Origin of the sequence: Halobellus litoreus (genome assembly GCF_024464595.1) — an archaeon.
Lineage (GTDB): Archaea > Halobacteriota > Halobacteria > Halobacteriales > Haloferacaceae > Haloquadratum > Haloquadratum litoreum.
Genome location: NZ_JANHAW010000003.1, coordinates 179856 through 200249, shown reverse-complemented (window position 1 = coordinate 200249; position 20394 = coordinate 179856). Strand labels below are relative to the sequence as shown.

The 20394-nt window shown below is 67.4% G+C and carries 13 protein-coding genes; 1 reads left to right on the top strand and 12 read right to left on the bottom strand.

Features of this window, described 5'->3' with window-relative positions; genetic code table 11:
* Positions 1 to 230 precede the first annotated feature (230 nt).
* Genes NO360_RS15265 through NO360_RS15220 form a run of 10 tightly spaced genes read right to left on the bottom strand, consistent with a single transcriptional unit; the run spans position 231 to position 15902 of the window.
* Positions 231 to 2807, bottom strand: a complete 2577-nt coding sequence (locus NO360_RS15265; protein WP_256308707.1) for a hypothetical protein — start codon at positions 2805 to 2807, stop codon at positions 231 to 233.
* 27 nt (positions 2808 to 2834) lie between these two features.
* Positions 2835 to 5444 carry a phage tail protein gene (locus NO360_RS15260; protein WP_256308706.1) on the bottom strand — a complete coding sequence of 870 codons (2610 nt, stop codon included), beginning with the start codon at positions 5442 to 5444 and terminating at the stop codon, positions 2835 to 2837.
* Between the two features lies 1 nt (position 5445).
* The gene (locus NO360_RS15255) at positions 5446 to 7515 is read right to left on the bottom strand and encodes a putative baseplate assembly protein (protein ID WP_256308705.1); all 2070 of its coding nucleotides are present in this window, start codon (positions 7513 to 7515) and stop codon (positions 5446 to 5448) included.
* A complete protein-coding gene (locus NO360_RS15250; RefSeq protein WP_256308704.1) occupies positions 7516 to 11541 on the bottom strand; it encodes a putative baseplate assembly protein in 4026 nt (1341 codons plus the stop codon). It lies immediately after the preceding gene.
* 2 nt (positions 11542 to 11543) lie between these two features.
* Complete coding sequence (locus NO360_RS15245; protein ID WP_256308703.1) at positions 11544 to 11945, bottom strand: GPW/gp25 family protein; 402 nt, start codon at positions 11943 to 11945, stop codon at positions 11544 to 11546.
* Positions 11946 to 11961: 16 nt separating this feature from the next.
* Positions 11962 to 12252 carry a PAAR domain-containing protein gene (locus NO360_RS15240; protein ID WP_256308702.1) on the bottom strand — a complete coding sequence of 97 codons (291 nt, stop codon included), beginning with the start codon at positions 12250 to 12252 and terminating at the stop codon, positions 11962 to 11964.
* A 9-nt stretch (positions 12253 to 12261) separates the two neighbouring features.
* Positions 12262 to 12912 carry a phage baseplate assembly protein V gene (locus tag NO360_RS15235; protein ID WP_256308701.1) on the bottom strand — a complete coding sequence of 217 codons (651 nt, stop codon included), beginning with the start codon at positions 12910 to 12912 and terminating at the stop codon, positions 12262 to 12264.
* A 2-nt stretch (positions 12913 to 12914) separates the two neighbouring features.
* Positions 12915 to 13967: a phage late control D family protein gene (locus tag NO360_RS15230; RefSeq protein WP_256308700.1), complete on the bottom strand. Its 1053-nt coding sequence runs from the start codon at positions 13965 to 13967 to the stop codon at positions 12915 to 12917.
* Entirely contained in the window at positions 13964 to 14632 is a 669-nt protein-coding gene (locus tag NO360_RS15225; protein WP_256308699.1) for a CIS tube protein, read from the bottom strand. Before NO360_RS15225 ends, NO360_RS15230 begins: the two co-directional genes overlap by 4 nt.
* A 1-nt stretch (position 14633) precedes the next feature.
* Positions 14634 to 15902, bottom strand: coding sequence for a hypothetical protein (locus tag NO360_RS15220; RefSeq protein ID WP_256308698.1), 1269 nt, complete (start codon positions 15900 to 15902; stop codon positions 14634 to 14636).
* A 229-nt stretch (positions 15903 to 16131) separates the two neighbouring features.
* Here NO360_RS15220 and NO360_RS15215 point away from each other — a divergent pair, with 229 nt between their 5' ends.
* Positions 16132 to 17799: an eCIS core domain-containing protein gene (locus NO360_RS15215; protein ID WP_256308697.1), complete on the top strand. Its 1668-nt coding sequence runs from the start codon at positions 16132 to 16134 to the stop codon at positions 17797 to 17799.
* Positions 17800 to 17820: 21 nt separating this feature from the next.
* On the opposite strand, the gene NO360_RS15210 is transcribed toward NO360_RS15215, so the two are convergent.
* Complete coding sequence (locus NO360_RS15210; RefSeq protein WP_256308696.1) at positions 17821 to 19947, bottom strand: ATP-binding protein; 2127 nt, start codon at positions 19945 to 19947, stop codon at positions 17821 to 17823.
* On the bottom strand, positions 19944 to 20387 hold the full coding sequence (locus NO360_RS15205; RefSeq protein WP_256308695.1) for a phage tail protein: 444 nt from the start codon (positions 20385 to 20387) through the stop codon (positions 19944 to 19946). Before NO360_RS15205 ends, NO360_RS15210 begins: the two co-directional genes overlap by 4 nt.
* Positions 20388 to 20394 lie beyond the last annotated feature (7 nt).

Sequence of the window (20394 nt, the reverse complement as noted above, 5' to 3'; positions counted from 1 at the left end):
TAACGCTAGTATTAGGATTTTGTCGGATACTTATAGGTATTCTCTCACTAAATCTATTATAGTTTTTCTAATATTTCTATCAAAATATAGTTTGGCGGTTATTCTGAAATGCCACAACACGGCCCTCGGTAAGGGTTCATCAGGGTCGCCAACGCGACCGAATGTACGGTTCAGTCGTCCTCGGGCATAATTGGGGGTTTCGCCCCGTCGAATATCGAACAACGACAGCCTCAGGGGAACTCGATCTCGTCGTTCACGTTCTCCAAGAGGGAGTCGAGGTTGACGTTGCTCGACAGGATGGTTTCCAGCGAATCGGGGTTGGCGGTGCTGAACTCCTCGGCGGTGAAGATGCCGTTCTCGAACAGCCGCCGACGGTTGCTTGTCCCGATGCCGCTGACGCTCTCGAAGCCGGTGCCGGCCACAGTCAGGGTCGGCGTCGGGTCGTCACCACGGGGCGGGTCTGCTCCGACGACGGTCCCGGGTTCGGCATCGACCTCCGAGAGCGGACGGTAGTTCACCGTGACGTCCTCGTACCGGGAGAATAGTTCGCCGGCGACTGAACCGGCCGAGCGGCCGACGAAGTCCTCCGGATTGAACTCCTCGAAGTCCGTGATCGGATCGACGGTGAACGCCGCTCGATCGACTTGCCGTCCGTTCAGGTCGGGTTGGAACAGCGACACGGTGAACTCTCCAGGTGTGAGTACCTCGACGACGCTCTCCTCGACGACTTCCGGATTCGAGCCACCCGCCACGGTCAGGGTGGGCGTCGAGCGAGAGCCGACCGCACCGGTGTCGAACTGGAGTGTCACCGTCGCATCGGTGTCCCGCGTCAGCTCCGCGTCGAGGCGGTACCCCTCCGTCCCGCCGATACGGATACCGACGCTGGCGGCGTCACCGAATTTCACGTCGAACGCCATCGTGCTGCCGTTGACGACGTCGGAAACCTGGCCGAGCGAGGCGTCCGCGGTGCCCAGAATCTCCAGCGTCACTGATTCCACGAACTCCCCGGACGGGTCGCCGCGGCTGAGCGACACTGTGTAGCCGCCGGTCTCGAGTGCGGATCCCCCGGGCTGCTGGCTCATAGTCGAACTCGCGTCGCCGGTAACGGTGAGTCGCTCCGCGGCCGACTCGACTGGGCCCGTGTCGAGTTGTAGCGTCGTAGTCGGCGCGGCCCCCTTCGTCACCGTTGCTTCGATGAGCCGGAGCCCGTCCTCGTCCTCGACTTCCAGGCCGACGCTGTCGGCGTCGCCGAAGCCGACCTCGAACGACGCCGTCGCGCCGCCGTCGACGCGTACCTCGTCCGGGTCGAGAGTCGGATCGACCGACTGGGCGCCGCCGCGCGGCTCGATGGCGTCCTCGATGATGCGGGCGTCTACCTTTCTGCCGCCTGGCAGGGTCATCGTCTCCTCGGTCGACCGTTCGAGCCACTTGGCCGTCTCGCAGAGTTGATCCTGGGCGACACTCAGTTCCGCGGGCGGCACGAACTCCTCGGGGAGGTCGTCGCGGAGGCGTCCGCCGTCGGTCCGCGGGAGCAGTCCCAGCAGTCGCTCCATCGCCTGCTGGTAGTCGGCGAAACTCCGATCGGTCACCAGCTCGCTTCCGTATTCGCGCAGTATCGACAGCAGTTGTCGCTCCATACGCGCGAGGTCGAGGACGGCGGCAGCGAACGCCCGAGGCTCGGCGAATTCGCGTGCGTCGAGCGCGTCACGCGCCCGAAGGATGATCTCGACTGCGCGCCCGACGACCTCGTCAGCGGCATCGGTGGAAACCTCGGCGTACGTCTCGGCGACGTCGTAGAACGCCTCGATAGTGTATTTCAGACACTTGTCACGAACGTACTCCTGGAGGCTCGCCCCCACCCGGAGGTCGACGGCACCCGATTCCGAAAGCGGCTCGCTCACGATGCTACCGTCGCTCGATCGGAGGTCGACGTTGCCCTCCACCGGCGCGACCTCGTCGACCGTCGCAACGACGTCGTGCGGATTGCCGAAGTCCGTCGCGTGGTCGATCAGCCCCGCGTGAAGCATATCGTTGGTGTACACCTGCGGTCGCGGCTCCGTGTCCTGCGTCGCCGGCGCCCAACTGCCGTCACTCCGCTCGGTGAACGATCCGAGGAAGAGCCGATCGTCGGTCGCGTTCTGAGCTGCTACCACGGACTGACACGACAGAATCCGTCCGTCGCCGTTGGCGGCCTCGTGGTACGACCGCGAAAGTTCGTGCAGGACGTCGTCGCCGGGGGCGACCCCGTCGTCGCCGCCGGTCTCCCGGACCTTGTCGAGGGTCGGCAGTTCCACGCGGTCGACGGGGACGGGTTTCTGTGTCGCCGGCGGAGACGCCTCGAACGTCACCTGATACGTCTGCTGGAGCCGGTTGTACTCACACTCGTCTCCGCAGGCCTCCTCGGAGCCGGTCACCGGGACGGACTCTTTCTTGCACGTCGCGTAGGCGATGTAGACGGAGACCCGCCCGTTACCCGCGATGCTCGGGGGGATCTCGATCCGGTCTCGGTCTTCGACGACGATCTGTCGCCCACAGGCGTCGATGGCGACCCCCTGCTCGACGACGGCGGTGGGCGAGCCGGCGTCGTCGGATGCCGCCTCGACGTCGACCTCGAGTCCGCAGACGATGCCGGAGCCCGTGACGTACCGGTTGTGGGTGTGCAGCCGTCCCGCGTGGTACTGCTGTTCGGTCTGCATATCACGGGCGGTCATCAGCTTCCCGTGGAAGTATCGGTTCCGCTCGAACTGACGGAGCCCGCAGTTGAACCGGTCCATTCCCCTCGCCTTCGTGGTGTCTGAGTCGTTCATCGTGGATCTCCCGCGTGGTCGTGCTGTTCAGTCGATTCGTGCGTCGCGGTCGAGGCGGGCTTTCACGTCGAACTGGCCGGTCGCCTCGCGTTCCGTCAGCATCGCGTTCTGCCCGAGCGTCGCCTCCTCGACGGTGAAGTCGCGCTCGGCGAGGGTGGTGTTGATCCCCAGATACGTGTGGTACCCTCGCGTCGGCGGGTCGTCGTCCTGTTCGCCGCCAGCCAGCCGCACCCAGGGCCGGAGGTGGACCGCCCGCCCGGTCGCGTGTGCCGGCTGCTGTGTATCGACGATCCGCTCGACCGTCCGAGCCCGCTCGTCGTCGATCCCCGGGCGGAGGAGCACCAGGAATCCCTCGGGGCAGCCGAGAAGCCGCGAGTACAGCGCCTCGACCGGCGGCGAGTCGATACACCGCAGGTCGCCGTGCTCGACCAGGTAGACGGACTTCCGCGCCGTCGTTCCCTGCCTGTCGGCGGCGAGGGGGTCGCCGATGTTTCGTCCCTGGCTGTCGGGCGGCCCGCTATCACTCCCCCGCTCACCACCCACTGCCGCCCGCGAGGTCGCTCCGGGCTCGGCGGCGACGGGCGGGTCCGAATCGTTCGGATCGGCACTCGAACCCGTGACGTCGAACCGGGCCGCCTCGTCCGCCGTCCGCCGACGGCCGATACCGTCGGCGCGAGTGCGCGTCGGTTCGTCGGCCGTCGCCGATCCGCTGTTGGCGAGGTAGAGCCGAATCATCGCCAGCAGCCCTTCGGCCGTTCCGCGCTTCTTGTACAGCGCCGGCGCGTGAGCGACGAGTTCGCGTCTGGCCGCCGTCGGCCAGGTGTCGTCGGCTTCGGTGGCCAGCCACTCGCCGAGCCACGGGAGGTGCGCCGCGGGGACGCCCGCGGGGTCGACGTACCGATTCGCCCGCCCGATCTCCTCCTCGATGTCGACGAACGTGCTTTCGAACAGCGAGAGGTAGCGCTCGAGGAACGCCGCGCTCCGCTCGTCGTTCCGGTAGACGTCGGGCAGGTAGCGGAGGTACGACTGCCGGGGGAAGTATGCCCGGAACCGCCGCACCCAGGGTGAGGCGAACTCGTTGCCGACCAGTTCGAGTCGCACCCACAGATACCGTCCCTCGGCGTCGTCGAGGAGCGCGTCCGTCGGGTTGGCCTGCTCCAGGTCGCGCCAGTCCAGTCGGCTCGTGTCGACGTCGACTCGGAGCGCGTCCCGCGCGTGTTCGAGGAGTCTCGCCAACGTCGACATCGACGTCGAACGGCCGCTGGCAGCGAGGGCGGCGGCGAGTGTCCCCGGCTCGGTACTGGCCAGTTCACCGAGCGTCGTCACGCCCGCGTCGCGGAGGCGTTCGGCGTCTGTCGCGTCGATGCCATCGGCGGTTTCGAGCGCCGCGGTCGGGGACGCCCCCTCAGTGGGCTGCCACTCGTCGTCGGTCGCCGCGTACCGCAGTCGGACCTGCGTCCGCGAATCACCAGGGTCGATATCCATCGTCACCCGGTGCCACTCGGTCCCCAACTCAGCCGCGTCGAACCGTCCGACGAGCGTCGCGTCGTATCGTCCGGTACCGTCGTTACGTCTCGACTGGCGAGCGGCGTCGAGCCGGTGAACCCGACGCGACCCGTCGACGACGTAGAGGTCCGGTGGACCGCCGTCGGGGCCCGACCGGCCGGTCTGGAGGGCGACGCTGTCCGTGGTGAAACTCGGGATGCGCTCGAACGCCGTGTCGTGTGCCCGGTAGCGGAACAGGGTCCGTTCCCCCGGCGCGTCGGACCCGACGCCGACGACGAGTTCGGCCGCATCGACGCTCTCCAGACACGAGGGGACGACCTCGTCGCCCGTCGCACGGGTACGGAACTCGTCGGGCGAGACCAGCGGCTCGCCGGGCGTCGTCGCCGCGCCTCCCAGGGTCGCGGGCGGGAACAGGAAAACGGCCGGCCCGTCGGCCGTTCGACAGAGGATGGAGACGTTGCCAGCGGTGTCGGTGGCGACGTCGACCGGTTCCGACAGCCCAGTCACGACCGTCCGCGACTCGCCGCCGGCGGCCAGTTCGACCAGCCGACCGGCCGAATCGGGTCCGTTTCCGGCACCCGAGGCATCTCCCACTGTCGCGTTCTCCGCACCCGCGTTCGCTTCGCTGGCCCCCGGCGAGCCGGCGTCGAGAACGTACACCGCTCCCGTCGTCGCGACGACCCCCACCGGCGACGCGAAGCCGTCCGTCAGCCACCGGGTCTGAAACAGGTGTCGCGAGATGGCTTGAACCCGGCCGTCGGCGTCGGCGACGTACAGGCTGTCGTCGGTCGCTGCGATTCCGACGGGTTCCTCGGTGGTCGCGTCGCCGGTGTCGCCGCCGTCGTCCGACTCGGACGACGTCCAGACGCACGCGAGTCGCGTCATCGACTCGCGGTCCGAACGGTACTGGTAGATGTCGCCGTCTGCTGCGAGGACGAACACCACCGCACAGCGGTCGACGGCGACGTCGACCGCGTCGAACGGCTGTGGTTCCGTGAGCCGGGACGGCGAGACGTACGTCGGGACGGGATCGGTCGCCACCGCCACGCCGCGCTCGCTCACCGCGACGTTGGTGCGGTACCACTCCGCCCAGCGGGCCGGCGTGTGCGTCCCGACGAAGGCGAACGACATCTCAGTCCTCCCTCCCGCACTGGTCGGGGCTGTCCAGCACGACGACGTCCACGGACTCGGGATACGGCAGCGCCGTCTCTCCTTCTAGTTCCGCCCCCCGGTCCGTGGTCACTGTCACGTCGACCACCGTGTCGATGCCGTCGGTCGTCTCCAGCACCTGGTAGAGCTCCGAGACGTGCACACCGCGGCCAAAGGGCCACCCGTCGCCCTCGAAGCCCCGGAGCGGGTCGAGAAACGCCTCGACGGCCGACTCGGCGGCGACCGCTCGCTCCCGCCGGCCGTGCCCCGGCGTGATCCGAACCTCCGCGACGACGTCGACCCCCACGTAGGTCGGGGCGACGGCCGTCACGTCGTCGGACAGCAGGGCGTGGCGCCGCAGGTGACAGTCGACCGCGTCGAGGAAGCCGTCGCTGGGGGCGGGTCGAGTGTCGGGCGGGCTGAACGGGACGACGACGACCCGGACGGTCACGTCGCCCTGGCCGTTGCGTTCGTCTGCCTCGGACGTCGGCCCATCCGATCCAGCTCCCGCACCGTCGACGACGGCCGCCCGGCCGAACCGGAGACCGGGCGTGTGCGTCGCCAGATATCGATAGTCCTCGCGCGTCACCGCGCGGTACGGTATCGACCGGTCCGCCTTGGCTCGGACCAGGGCTTCCTCGACCGACTCCGCGTCCGTGCCCCCCGTCGCCGGACCGAGCGGGGTCACGTCGACGGACGACAGCCCGTCGTCCGGGAACCGCCAGCGGGCCGTCGCCGGCAGGTTCCCGTCCGGCCCTCCGCCGTGGACGAACGACGTGGCGACGACGGACTGATCGGCCGCCGGAACCGTCCCCTGGACGCCGTCGCCGAAACGGACCGCGCCCTCGGCGCGGTCGAGGACGTAGTGGCGGTCGTCGGGACCGGAGCCGGCGAAGTCCGGGACCTCCTTCCACTCGGTCCCGCCGACCGTGACCGTCGCCGACTGCACCGGGGCGTGCGGGAAGAAGAAGGTCTGGTCGGGACGGGCCGTCGTCCGCGCGCCCTCCCGGCGTTCGAGCTCCTCGTCGGACACGGCCGCGCAGTGTTCGGCCTCCACGACGTTCACTCGAACGGCGTCGAACTGCGGCGGAACCTCGTACCGGGGCACCGCTGGCGACGACGGCGCGTCCTCGCACGCCGACACCGCTGGTTCCGGCTCAGGCTCGCGTCGCACAAGGCGACACCGGAGCCAGACGGACTCCCGCTCCAGCCCCAGAATCGACCCCTCCTGGCCGGTCCAGGCGGCCTGATCGTCGGCGTCGGCCAGCAACGATACCCTCCCGCCCTCGTAGAACGCGGCCGTTCCATCGCGGCGCACGGTGAATTCGACCCACCGGTCGTCGTCGTACCACTGCTCGTACGGCCGGTCGTCCGTCCCGTCGGGGTCCGCGTAGAACTCCCACGCCACCCGGTGTGACGGGACGAACTCGACGGGTTCGTCGCCGTGCGAAGCCGGATCGGGCAGGTTCGTCTCGTGGAAGTCGACCGTGAGATCGAGGCGGTCGGCGTCGGCGAACGGGTCGGCGTCGAAGCCGAGGTACATCGCGTCCCCAGCCGTCGGGTCGTCGCCGAACGGGAGGAAGAACATCCCCTCGGTGTCGTTCGCGTCGGTGTTGTCGGTCCGACCGTCGCGGTGCTGTGAGACGACTGCCTCGACGTCGGCCCGGGTGAGGGTGACGCCGTCCGTCGTCCGGAAGGGTTCCTGCTCAGTCGGCTCCCGCGTCACGCCCGCGCGCAGCTGCGTCCCCGACTCGATCCGTGTTCCCGCGATCGCCGGTGGAGGATCGAGTTCGAGTCGGACCGTCGCCGGTCGCGGCGGCTTCCGCTCGATGCCGACGAGTCGGAGATACTGTTCGACGTGTGCGTCGGTGATCCGGTCGAGGCGATAGATGTCAGTCTCGGCGATCCACGCGAGCAGCTCCAGGATAGTGATACCGGGGTCGTGAACGTTGTGATCCGTCCACTCCTCGGAGTGGACCGGAATCCGCTTGCGGACGTCCTCGACGAGCGCCTCGAACTCGCGGTCGTCGAGGTCGGGCACGTCGAGTCCCATTCAGCTCCCCCCCGAGGCGTCGTCGCCTCCGGTGTCGGCTCCGAGTGTGACCGTGACGTCGTGCGTGCCGCTGTGGACCAGGGCGTCAGGCGAGACGCTCGGCGGCTCCTCGCCCGCCGTCACCGTGGCCGTGGACCCGTTCACGTCGTAGTGGACCGCGAGGCGCTCGACGTAGTCGACGCCCGCGACGCCTTCGACGAGCGCGTACAGGTCGGAGACCGTGGGAAGGTCGCCGAAGGGCCACCCCGGTTCGTCGCGATCGATCGGGCCGCCCGAGAGCGGGTGGAGGAACGACCCGAGGGAGTCGACCACCCGTTCTTCGAGGGTCGCGACGCTTCCGCTCCCGACCGCGGCCAGCGTCGCCTCGACGGACACCGCAACGTAGCTCGGCCCACGGACCACGAGGTTGTCGGCGGCGACGAGCGTCACCGGGGCCCGTTCGCTCACGGCCGTCTCGACCTGCGTTTTCAACCCTGTCGAGGGAACCGGCTTCGGCTGCGGAGCGTTCGGCACCAGGACGAGCGTCACCCACCCCGGCTCGAACTCCCCGTTGCGGTTCAGTTCCGGGACGCAGTTGACGCGAGCGAGCTTCCGGGCGGCGTCCAGCGCGACGCGCTCGAAGTCGGCCTCGGTGACCGCACGCCCGCGGTCCCGCAGTTCGCGTGGGGCTCGCGCGAGCACCCCGTCGGTCGACTCCGCGTCGGCTCCGCCGGTCCCCGGGGCGGGGTTCTCGACGCCGTCGACGAACGGGAGCGAACTCTTCAGCCCGGCGACCGCACCAGATTCGACGTTGCCGTCCGTCCCTCCGCCGGTCCGATAGTCGACCCGCACGTTGTTCTCCCCGCGTGGTGGGATGCGCCCGGCAACGCCGTCGCCGAATCCGATTCGCCCGGCCACCCGGTCGACGGTGTAGTGTCGCTCCTCCTCGCCGGAGTCGGGGAGGTCCGACACGCGCCGCCAGCGCACCCAGAACGACTGGAGGCTCCCGTCCGGCGCGGTGACTTCCTCGGTCGCCGGGGTTTCGGCCGCGCTCAGCGACTGACGGCGGCCCGCCGACAGCGTCGCCGCCTCGTCGACCCAGACCGTCTCTTCGACGACGGGCGGGGACGTGACCTGGAACGTCTGCGACTGGGATCCGTCGCTCGACCCGAGCGTCTCGTCGGCGACGCTCCGGACGTTGTCCAGCCACGTTGTGTTCGGCGCGAGCGTCGCGACCGTCGGCGGCCGCGCCGTCGCGTCACCCGTCGGCGGCTCCGTCGGGAGCGTCCGATCGCACGGGCCGACGTCCGTCGCCGGCGAGACGGGCACAGTCGGGAGCCGCGGAACCGTCGGCACCCGGAAGCCGTCGTCTCCGGGGTCGAGCGGTATCCAAGGGTCGTCGAATTCGGGGAGATCCAGACCCGCAGTGACGATGTCGACGGGGGGTGCGGCGACGACGTCGAGGGCCTCGGAAGCGACGTCGACGACGCGTTCGGCGGTGATGTCGGTTGCGTCGGTGTCGGACGTGTCGACGTCGCGTCCGGCGTCGGCCGCGTTGGTGGAGTACGCGCCGACGGCCGCTGCGGAGATGACATCGGTGTCGAACCGGTAGGCCCGCGCTCGATCGGCGGCGACCAGGCGACGCCGTACGTCGTCGACCCCGGAGCCGTCGGAGAGGAGATCCGCTATCCCGCGGACGGACTCACCGCCGGTGAAGTAGCCGCGAGCGCCCCCCGTAACGGCGTCTCCCGCCCGCGGGTGTAACTGGAATCCCTCAGCGTCGAACGCGCCGGTCCCGGCGAGCCCCCCGCCCGGCTCGACGCCGACGAAGGGTCCCGGGCGAGTGAACGGCCCCGGTTCGGGGAGGAGCGGGAGGTCGAACCCGTCGCCGAAATCGTCGAACCACCGTCCGAGGTCGACGTCGCCAGTGTCGGTCGACTCCCGGCCTTCGGGGACGAACGAGTCCCCGGTCACCCGGGCCCGGAGCCAGTGCCGTGTCTCCCCCAACCGGCGGCGGGCCTCGCTTTCGCCCGGGAAGACCAGGCTGACGATGCCCTGCTCCGTCAGGCCCTCGGTCCCGTCCCGAGTGTCGAGTCGGACCCACTCGTCGGTCGCCGGGTCCGCACAGTACTCCCAGCGCACGCGCGAGTGGAAGAACTCGGGGAAGGCGCGGTCGGCGATGTCGAAGAAGAGCGTGAGCGGGCCGCCGTGGAGTCGCGCGTCGAAGCCGAGGTACAGCCCTTGGTCGTCGTCGGGCAGTCGCTCGAACGGCGTGACGCGCTCCGTCTCGGCGGTCGCCAGGTTGTCGCCGAACGCGAGGTTGTTCTCGGCGAACAGGTGGGTCGCCGGTGCGCTCGGTAGGGCCGATCCGTCGGTCCCTTCGCCGTCCCCCCCGATTCCGTTCTCGCCGCTCCCCGTCCCGTCTTTGCCGTCGGTTTTCGGTGGGAGGTAGCCGAGCGTGAGTTCGGTGAACACCGGCGGATTCACCTCGTGTGTCGTCTCCCAGCTTTTCGACGAGTTCGACGAGTCCGACGAGTCCGACGTTTCAGTCGCCGTTCGTTTCCCGTACGTGCCGCCAGCCACTCGGACGCGGATCCAGTGGTGTTCGTGTCCGGCGACCGCCGTCTTCGAGAGGTCCTTCGGGACCGTCACCACGGCGGTGCCGGCTGGCTCCGTCGTGCTACTCGCACCGCCGGTGAATTTGTTCGTGTTGTCCGTGAGCGACGGGAGCTTCGCCCAACCGTTCCCGTCGTAGTACTCCCAGGAGAGTTCCGGTGGTGTGTCCGTCGACGTGACCGCCCCGTCGAGGTCGGAGAACGACAGTTTCAGCCGCGCGCCCGCCTTGGTGAAGGCCTCGTCGGAGGCGACGTAGAAGGTGTCCTGAGCCTGCGGGGCGGTCCCGAGCGGGTAGTAGCGGTCCTCGGTGCCGTCCTCCGTCTTCTCGGTGGCGAACGGCAGCGGAACGTCGTTGTAGAGAAGTCGGTCCGGGGCGAGTGTCCGCTCCGTGTCGTCGTGCTCCGCCCATCCGATTCCTTCGTCGGCGGATCGGTCGGCCCCTCCGCCCTGTTCGTCCGTTCGCCGATCTGGCCCCGGGCCGACCTCGACCGCCGGACCGATCTCGGCGTCGAGCAGGTCCGACGGCGATGCCTGTGCGGGAACCACCGCCCGGATCCACAGGCTCTCGACGCCGTTTACCGTCGTCTCAGTGAGCGTCCCGTCGAGCGTGAGGTCGACGGTCACCACCTCGGACTCCGTCTCTCGGGTTCGTATCGGCGAGGAGCGGAGCCGCGCGACCCGCAGCGAGGGCGTCCGCCCGGGGAACGTGTGCCATCCCTCACGCTTCTCGCCGTTTTCCGCCACGCGCTCCCCGTAGTACTGCCAGCCGAGTTCGTGCCTGACAGTCGACGCCGGCTCGTCGGTCTCGATCCGGACCCGGATCGTCGCACCCCCGCCTCCGTTCCCGTCCTCACCCCCGCCGTCGGAGGTGACTGTGAGCTGGCTCGCGTGGCCGATGTAGAGGCGGTGTGCCTGCACGTTCGTCCCGTCGAACAGCGTGGCTTCGCCTCCCTGTTCGAGGCCATCGCCGTCCGGTGGGCTCCAGTGGTCGTAGACGGCATCGACGGCGGGGTCGATGCCGTAGGCGGCACTGAGGTTCGCCGGCGTCGCCTCGAACCGGTTGTCGGGGGCTACCTCGAACACCTGTTCGGACCGGCCGTTCGCCGCCTTCGCCACTGCCTGCGTCCCCGCGTCGACGACGACGTTCCGCCCGGCACCGTCGGCGACACGGAAGGTGACCGGCACCCGTGCGGGCTGGGGCGGTCGTCGGTCGAAGTCCAGCCGGTCGAAGAACGCGGTCCGGTGCTTCGCCGGCACGCGATCGAGGCGTTCGACCACGTCCTCGGTCAGCTCCGCGAACAGGGCGACCAGGGCCGTCCCGGGGCCGCGTGACGTCGGGTCCCACTCCTCGGTGTACGCGGGGGCGATGCGCCGGACGTGATCGCGGAGTCCCTCGCGTCGACGGCCGTCCACCTCGGGCGGGTCTGTCATCGTCACCCACCCTCCAAGTAGAACGGGTACACCAGGTTGAACTCGTTGTTCGTCTCTCTGACGCGGTACGACACCTCGATGAGAAGGCGGCCCGCGTCGAGTTCGGCGGTCGAGACGTCGACAGAGAGCACCTCGATCCGGGGTTCCCACTCGCGCAGGGCGTCCCGGACGCTCGTCTCGATCATCGTCAGCGTGGACTGGTCGACCGTCGTGAACGCGTAGTCGTGGATGCCACAGCCGAAGGCCGGGCGCAGCGCGCGCTCGCCCTTCGCAGTCGCGAGAATCAGCCTGATGGACTCCTCGATGTCGGTCACATCCGAGGAGAGTTCGATCCGCCCTCCCCGGTCGGTCGTCACCGGGAACTGCCACCCGCGGCCGAGGAAGTCACCGGGTTCGTCGGTCATTACGTCTCCTCCCTCGTCACCCGATGATGACGGTTGGACAGCCGGCGGCGATGCTGTTCGGCGGCCCGCTCTCTACGATGCTGTCGCCCTGTCTGGCGGCCGGGAACCCGTTGATGAGGACGCTCGAACTCCCGGGCACCACCACGCCGCCGACGTGCGGGACGACGCCGGTGACGAGCGGACAGGGGTGAAAGTCGACCGTCGCCCGCCAGGCGGGCTGGCCGCCGATCAAGACGTTCGGACTACCCGGTCCGGACAGTGGCGTCCCGTGTGCGGTCTGGTCGAGCGCACGTGCTGCTGGTGGCATCGTGGATCGTTAATTAATTTTCACTAAGGATCCTTTAATGGTTAGGATACCGTTCGACTCGAGTTTCAGGCTGCCGTCGCCGGCGATCTCGACCGTCGGTGCCTCGATGCTCAGCTTCGCGCCGCTCTCGATAGTGAGGGAGTTCGCCGTGGCGTCGAACTCGATCCGGTTCTGCCCCGTCTTGTCCTCGATGGTAATCTTCTCGGACCCGGTCGAATCGTCGAGAGTGACCGTGTGGCCACTGCTACTCGTGAGTTCCAGCTTCCCCGACTGATCGGCGTCGTCGAAGACGAGTTCGTGACCGCTGCGGGAGTGGACTTTCCGCACGTCGTTGTTCCCGTCGCTGTTCGTCTCGGGTGGTGAGTCCTGGCCGTTCCAGAGCGCGCCCAACACGTACGGATGGCGGACGTCGCCGCCGGCAAAACCGACGAGCACCTCGTCGTCGACTTCCGGCAGGAAGTACGTCCCCCGGTCGGGCCCTGCCATCGGGACCGCCATCCGGGCCCAGTGGCTCTCGTCGTCGGCGCTGCGCCACGGGAACGACAGCTTCACCCGTCCCATCCCCTCGGGATCTTCGTTGTCCGTGACGATGCCAACGGCGACGCCCGGAACCGATGCGCCTCGTCCGCCCGTCGTGTTCTCGTCGTTCGATTGACTCATATTCACAGAACCCCCTCGAAGACCGTCGCATCGCGCGCCTCGAACGACGTGGTGTACCCGGAGTCGTCCATCCGGTGCGTCGTCCGTTCGACGTAGTACGGCCCGTCGAACGGTTGGCTCAGACCGTCGAGACGGACCACGTTCCCCTCACGGATCTCCGGGAGGCCGATGGTCTCACACTGCCCGCTGACGCCCGCCGCCAGTTCGTTCGCGGCAGCCGTCGCCACGCGGTCGGCCTCTTCCTGCGATTCGACGGCGATGCTCCGGCTGCTCGTCTCGCCCGTGCCGCCGGGAACGGTCGCCCTCGCGGTGATCTCGCTCTTGCCCGACGGGTCCCAGTCGCGCACTTCGACCTCGCCCACCTGCACGTCGGTGTCCTCCCGACTCGGTCGGAAGGATCGGAGCGACCGTCCGTAGGTCAGTGTCAGCACCGGCGACGCCAACGGGTCGGGTTCCCGACAGTGGAACGTGCCGTCCCGGACGAACAGTTCGAGTCCGAACCGGCGGGCGATCCGCTCGTCGAGGAACGCGTAGTCCGTCTGGTCCTGCTGAACGCGCTTCGTGAACTGGATGTCGGCCGACGACAGTACGTCGACCGCCGTCCCCTCGAAGCCGTAGTCGGAGGCGACGTCTGTCACGATCGAGGTGAGGCTCGTGTCGTCCCATGATCGAGACTTCCGGCTCTTCGTCATCGCGTACGAGCTGTCGCGCCCGCTCACCTGGACGGCCGGCCCGCCCGACGCCGGGAAGTTCGGCTGCACGGATTCGACCGTCCCCGAGAATAGCCGCCGGAGCGTGGTGCCGTAGCCCATCCTGACGACGACGGACGTCCCCTTCGTCACCGGTCGGTCGACGAACGCCGGGAAGCCACCCTGCTCGTGATCGTACGGCTCGTTCAGCGTGAACGAAACGCGATTCGTCCGGTCGAGGGCCGTCTCGACCGACAGTCCCGTGACGGCACCATCGGCCTCGCGAATCGTCCGCCCGCCGAGTTGCAGCTCGAAACGGGGGTTGTAAAAGTGATCGTAGTCGGCTTCCAGGCGGGTGAGGCTCATCGGGCGTCTGCCTCCAGTTTCGGGACGACGAGCTCCGTTCCGGGGCGCAGCTCGCGGGGGTTCTCGATGTCGTTCGCGTCAGCGATGGGTCGCCACCGCGTCGGGTCGCCGTACTCCGCGTCGGCGATGAGCGGGAGCGTGTCGCTCGCCGTCACCTGCCAGACGGTGCGCCGGTCTGCCGACTGTTTCGGCGTCTCCTTCGACTGCTCCTCTGGGGTGCGGTACCGTCTGAAGCTCACGTCCGCCCGGGCGCGGATCGGCGTGCCGTCGTGACGAAACATCGTGAATCGCTTGTTCGCGCTGGTCAGCACGGCCTTGAACTCGAAGGTCCCCCAGACGAACCGGCACTTCGGCGGGGCGTGAAGCTGGCCGTCGATGTCGAGCAGCCAGTCGAGGCGTTCCGTCTTTTTCCGCACGTCGGTCGTCTCCGGATCCTCGGTCGTGTCGAAGAACAATTCCATCGAGAGGGTCTCCGACTCGCCGCTGACGAACTGCGTGAGCGGCGTCGTGACGCCCGCGACCGTTTGCTCGCCGTAGTTCATCCGTCGATCGACGCTGTACTCCGCGGGGTTGAATCGGAACCGGATCTCGTCGCCCTGATGGTCGCCCTCCAGGACGACGACTTTCGCCTTCGGCAGGTCACGGTCCGTCGCGCGCGCCGACATCTCAGCGGCCCTCCCGGTCCCGTTCGATTCGCTCCTTCCGCCGGAGTTCTTCGTACAGCCGGTCGAGAACGCGGTCGTTCACTCTCCCGTCGGGGGCGAAGACAGAGGGTGTCTCAGTCGTCTCACGCCGTTTTTCGTCCGATCCTGACGGCCCGGTCGACGGCGACTGTCCCACCTCGCGGGCGTCGTACGACTCGCTCTCGGAGCGCTGAACGGTCGCCCTCTCGGGCGAGCGCCCCCTCCCGTCGACGGTCGGGTCATCCTCACTTCCGGCCCGTTCCTCGACGACGGTCATCCGTGGGGACGTCGATGGACCGGTGAAGGTGGTCTCCGTCACTCCGTCAAGAAGATCGGAACCCCCAGTCATTGTGCCACCGCGTCTGTCCGATCCCCTCGATCGAGAGCCGTCGCCCTCGTCCGTTTCCGTGCTGGCTGCCGGCGAACGGTGGGGTTGGCCCGTCGGTGTTGCCTGTTCGCCGGATCCCGTTCCAGCACCCTCGTCGGCGTGTGGGCGAGCCGCTTCCTCGGTACCCGATGTCGCCGTCGACATATCATCGGTCGCCCGCAGTACCGATCGGACCGTCGGTTCGCCGGCATCGCTTTCGGTCCCAGTCGTTTCGTCTGCGCCGCTCCGGCGCTCTCCGCGGTCGAGAACGGTCCGCTGCGGTCCCGTGGGCTCGGATCCCTCGTCGCCAGTCGCGGCCGCCCACCCGCTCGCCCCGAGGCGAGACGGACTCCCGACCGCCGCCTCGGGACGGTGGCGGTCGGCCAGCCGCCTGACCGTGCGATCGAACGTGGTGACAGTCGACAGATTCTCTCCCATTCCTCCAACGTCGGATCGGGTCGTCGATCCTCCCGGCTCCCGGCCCGATTCCTGGAGGACCTCTCGGACGGTCTGCTCGGCAGTGTCGCGTTCGTCATCGGCTGTCTCGTTCTCGTCGCCGCCCGGCCCCGACGGATCGAGGACGGATCGGTTCGGACCCCGTCCCTCGACGGAACGGGTGTCGCGACTCTCGGGGCTTCGCTCCTGTCCCTGGGTGCGCCTCCCTGCGATCGCCCGGGCCAGAAGCGGCGCGAGCGTGAGATACGAGAGCGCTGGCATCGGCCCGCCGATTCGATCCAGTCGCACGCCCGTATCGAGGATCCCCGCGAAGGGACGCACCAATCCTATCGGCGGCGACTCCGACGGCTCGTCGGCGCTGGCGAGGCCGGCGACGCCGAGGAATCGGCTGAAACGCGGGAGATCGATGTCGACGTGTGACGCTGTCACGAATGGTCCTGTCCGAGCGGTCGATACGGAAATCTTTCCCGTCGGACGTTAACAAGTCCCGCTCAGAGCATTTAGTATTTTCCTCGGAGAACCCAATGCTCAGATCGTAGTCGGCGTGTGAATAGACGATGCGCGTCGGTTAGAGAGTGTGCACCGAAGTGTTTTGTCATTGGATGTTCATATCCGAAGGGAAATCCGACGTGGGATTCGTAAGAACGGGAGGAGGCAGATGAAACAACGCAAGCGCGATACCGAGCGAGAGACGACCTCAACACCGAACCAGCAGGCCGAAACGGCTCAAGGAAGGTCCTCGGAAGGGGAAAGCAAGGCCATCGCGTCGCTCCACCAGATGGAAGGGAATCAAGCCATAAAGCGGCTTCACAGGCGCGGCGAGATACAAGCACACTTGGACGTGAACCAGCCCGGCAATCGGGAGGAACGGGAGGCCGAGCGGGTCGCCGAAGAGGTACTGCAACGAGACGAATCGACCCACGACGATCGAGCACCGACAGTCACGCCGCGGACGAGCGATGGAACGGGCGGAAACGAAACCCTCGATAACGAGACGGAGGCCGAGGTCAGATCGGTGACGAGTGGTGGCCGACCACTCCCAGAGTCGATGCGCTCCTTTTTCGAATCGCGGTTCGGGCGCGACTTCTCCGATGTGCGTGTGCATACCGGGTCGCAGGCTGACGAGGTAGCGCGGTCGATCGACGCCGAGGCGTTTACCCTCGGGTCTGACGTGGTGTTCCGGAACGACACGTACGACCCAGGGTCCCCACGCGGGCGAAGGCTCGTGGCGCACGAGTTGGCCCACGTCGTCCAGCAGCGAAGCGGGTCACTGTCTACAGTGATGCGGCAAGGTCCAGAACGGGACCGCGGTATGAGTAACAGTTCGCTCGATGGTGAGTCCTCCAGGTTCAGTTACTTCACTCCGGAACCTTCGGCGCAACCTCAGCAGGGACCGGTTCGGGTAGATCCGGAAGTACTCAAGCGGGCCCGAACCGTAATCGAGACCCTCACCAGATACAGCAACGATCTATCAGATTATTATGGCATCGCTGTGGACATCGTTAACGCTATCTCGGGGTACCAATCCGAGAAGATGAACTGGGATAAAATATCCGAAGAGGCGGGACTTGAGCTGTTGGGACTACTGTCGTCCGTTGGACCGAAACAAGCACAGGGTCCACTCGCCGCGATTGAATCGATCACGTCGGTCGTCCGGATCATTCAAGAGGAGATGGAACGCGTCGAGGGCGCAAAGCAGCGTGCGGTAGGTATTGGAGGGAAGGTGGGTGCACTCACCGAAATCGAAACCCGTATGCAATCGTTCCGAAGCACACTGGAAGCTCTCCGAAATCGGATCGAAACGGATCCGCAACTCGCTCGGCGATTGGCCAATGTTCGGTTACCTAAGAACATTTCAAAAGTCGCTCGAAGAGTCTCTGCAGAGTTCAAAGCAGAACTCCTGCGTCATATGCTCATCAGCCACGGCGCGAAACAGCGTGTTTACCTTCTCAAATATCCCGTCAAGAAGGGGTGGGCCTCAGATTACAACTCGGCAATCGACAACCTGCACAGTGATCCGACGAGCAACTGGTTTGCCTACACGCACAAGACTGTCCAGCAAACGAAACACGAGAAGACCTATAATCCGTATTGGCCGATCGTTTCCAAGACAGAGCAAATCCACAGGTGGCGTATCGTACGGATCGAAAACGTTCCGGCGAAAATGATAGATCAGGTTTTGAAAATACTGGCTAGTTCCGGGTTCAGTAAAGCACGACTGTTTGGGTTCAGTGGTATTCCGATCGTCGACCGCGAGGTAGACCGGCGGCTCCAGGACCCGGCGGGAGACCCAACTGATAGCCTCCGGAGAATCGGTGGGCCATAGCTCGACTCGAACGGCACCGCATCACACTAACTCCCGATATTCCCCGAACACCGCCGGATTCACCAGCCGCCCCGTCTTCTGTAGCTCCCGCCGCACCGCCCGCACCACGTGTCGCATCTCCACACTCGATCCTTCGTCGGCCGCCAGGAACGCCGCGGTCAGCGCGACGTTCTTGATGTTGCCGCCGGTGAGGTCGAACGACGCGAGAAAGCGATAGTCGAGGTCGCCGACGGGCGTCTCGTCGGGGAAGATCGACCGCCAGATGGCGTAGCGGGCGTCGAATTCGGGTTTCGGGAACTCGACGGAGAGGTTGATCCGGCGGCGGAAGGCATCGTCGATGTTCTCCGCGAGGTTGGTCGTCAGGATGACCGCGCCGTCGTGTTCCTCCATACGCTGGAGCAGGTAGCTCACCTCGATGTTGGCGTAGCGGTCGTGGGAGTCAGACACCTCGGAGCGTTCGCCGAACAGCGCGTCCGCCTCGTCGAAGAAGAGGATGGCATCGCTGTGTTCGGCCTCGTCGAAGACGCGTTTGAGGTGCTCTTCGGTCTCGCCGATGTACTTGCTCACGACGCTCGCGAGGTCGATCTTGTACATATCGAGTCCGGCCTCGTTGGCGATGATGCCTGCGGCCATCGTCTTGCCCGTCCCCGACGGCCCGCTGAAGAGGACGTTCAGTCCGTTGCCGAGACTGAATCGGTCGTCGAACCCCCAGTCGGCGTACACCGTCCCGCGGTGGGCGACGTGTGCAGCCACCTCGCGAAGTTGCTGTCGTTCGTCCGCCGGCAGGACGATGTCGTCCCAGCCGTCGGTCGGCTGTGTGAGCCGGGCGAGCGAGCCGAGCGTCTCCCGCGACTGGGCCCGACAGCCCCGGTAAATAGCGTCGGCGGTGACGCGCCCCCCGCGTTCGGCGTCCGCAATGGCGTCTGCGATCTGTCCCGCAGTCAGCGCGAACGTCGCGGCGAGGTCGGCCGTGTCGAGGTCCGACGGCAGGGCGTCGGCTCGGCGGTCCCACAGCTCCTTCCGCCGCGCGTACCCCGGTCGCGGGAGGGAAAACGCCCTGATGTCGTGCGTATCGACGTCTTTCGGCGGTCGCCACTCCGTCTCCCCGCTGAGGAACACGTGATACGAAAACCCACTCAGTTCGCGAGCGAGGGCGGTCGCGTCCCCGCCGTCGAGCAGATGGCAGTTCGTCAGGTGAACCAGCCCGTCCCGAAGTCGGGCCTCTCTGATCACTCGGTCGACGGCGTCGTCGGCGGATCGCCGGAGTCGCGTCGCGTCGACGCGTACCAACGGCCGGTCGACTTCGGCGCACAGCGCCTCGACGGCGGCGTCTCTTCCGACGCCGTAGGGGCCGTAAACGTACTGCATAACCGGCGTCGAGTCGGGCGCGAGCGCGAGATTCGCGACCTTCTGCCGAACCGGCTCGTCGAGCGGAAGCTCCGCGGCCGCCGTCGCCGGCACCAAGACCTCGGTACAGTCAGCGAGTGCCGGGTCCGGCGAGTCGCCCCCGAGGAGGAACGAGACCACGCGGCGGTCGACGGTTACCTGATGGGCAAGCAGCGGTGCCCCGGGCTCCGGCGGTCGACGGCGAACCAGTCCGGCGCTGACGAGCGCCGAGTCGTCGGAGAGAAGATGCCTGGCGTCGACCCGCTCCCGACGGGTCGAACCCAGTATCCGGAGTATCAACCCCACCGTCGGCCGTTTCCTCGTGAGATCGTCTTGGAGGTACGCGTAAACCTTCTCGTAGTCGAGGTCGAACTCCGGCGCGACGGCGACCATCAGCGCGTCGACGTGTGGGCCCGTGAGGACGAACCGCTCGACGAGCGACCGCAACCGCAGGTCGGTTTCGGCCGCGGGCGTCGCGGCCACTCGGTCGTCGATCGCGCGTCGGAGCTCCGCTCCGCGCTCCGTCTCCCCGTCCGCTTCGGCCGTCGCCGGGATTCGTTCCCGGCTCCCACCGAGGATACGGTCGACCTCCGCGTCGGAGACGTAGAGGCCGTGCCCGTCGCCGTCGCCGTCGGCCGCGCGCCACTGACGAAGGTACCGGCGCAGGAGGTGGTCGAGCCGCGTCAGTTCGTCGAGCAGGTGTGCCCTGGTGTCGCTGTACGGGTCTCGCGATTCGCCCGTTGCGTCGGATGCCGTCGTCATAGCCCGTCGACCGTGCTGATGCCGGTGTGCGTCAACTCGAGGGTCTCGATGGCGACGTCCCCTCCCTCGGCGGCGAACTCCGGTCCGGCCCACCTGACGGGGTAGGCCTTCCTGAACGCCCACCCGCGCGTGGCCTGCCCCGTTGCGTCCTGCAGGAACAGGAGCACAGTCTTTCGTTCGATCTGGCCGTCAGCGACCCGGCGGAGCCAGTTCCACAGCGTGTCCGCGTCCGTCAGCCCGCGGCGGAGGACGAGGTTCGGAGACGTCACTCCCGACCGGAGCGCGTGGGTGTGGTCGTTGACGCCGCCCTCGTCGTACTCCTCGGTCTCGATCTCGCGTTCCAGCCCGGATACTTCGGTGAATCCCCCCGCGACCAGCGAGTCGATCTCGACGACGAACCGGAAGTCCAAGTACGGTCGCGGCCGGTCGCCGACGCTCATCGACGCC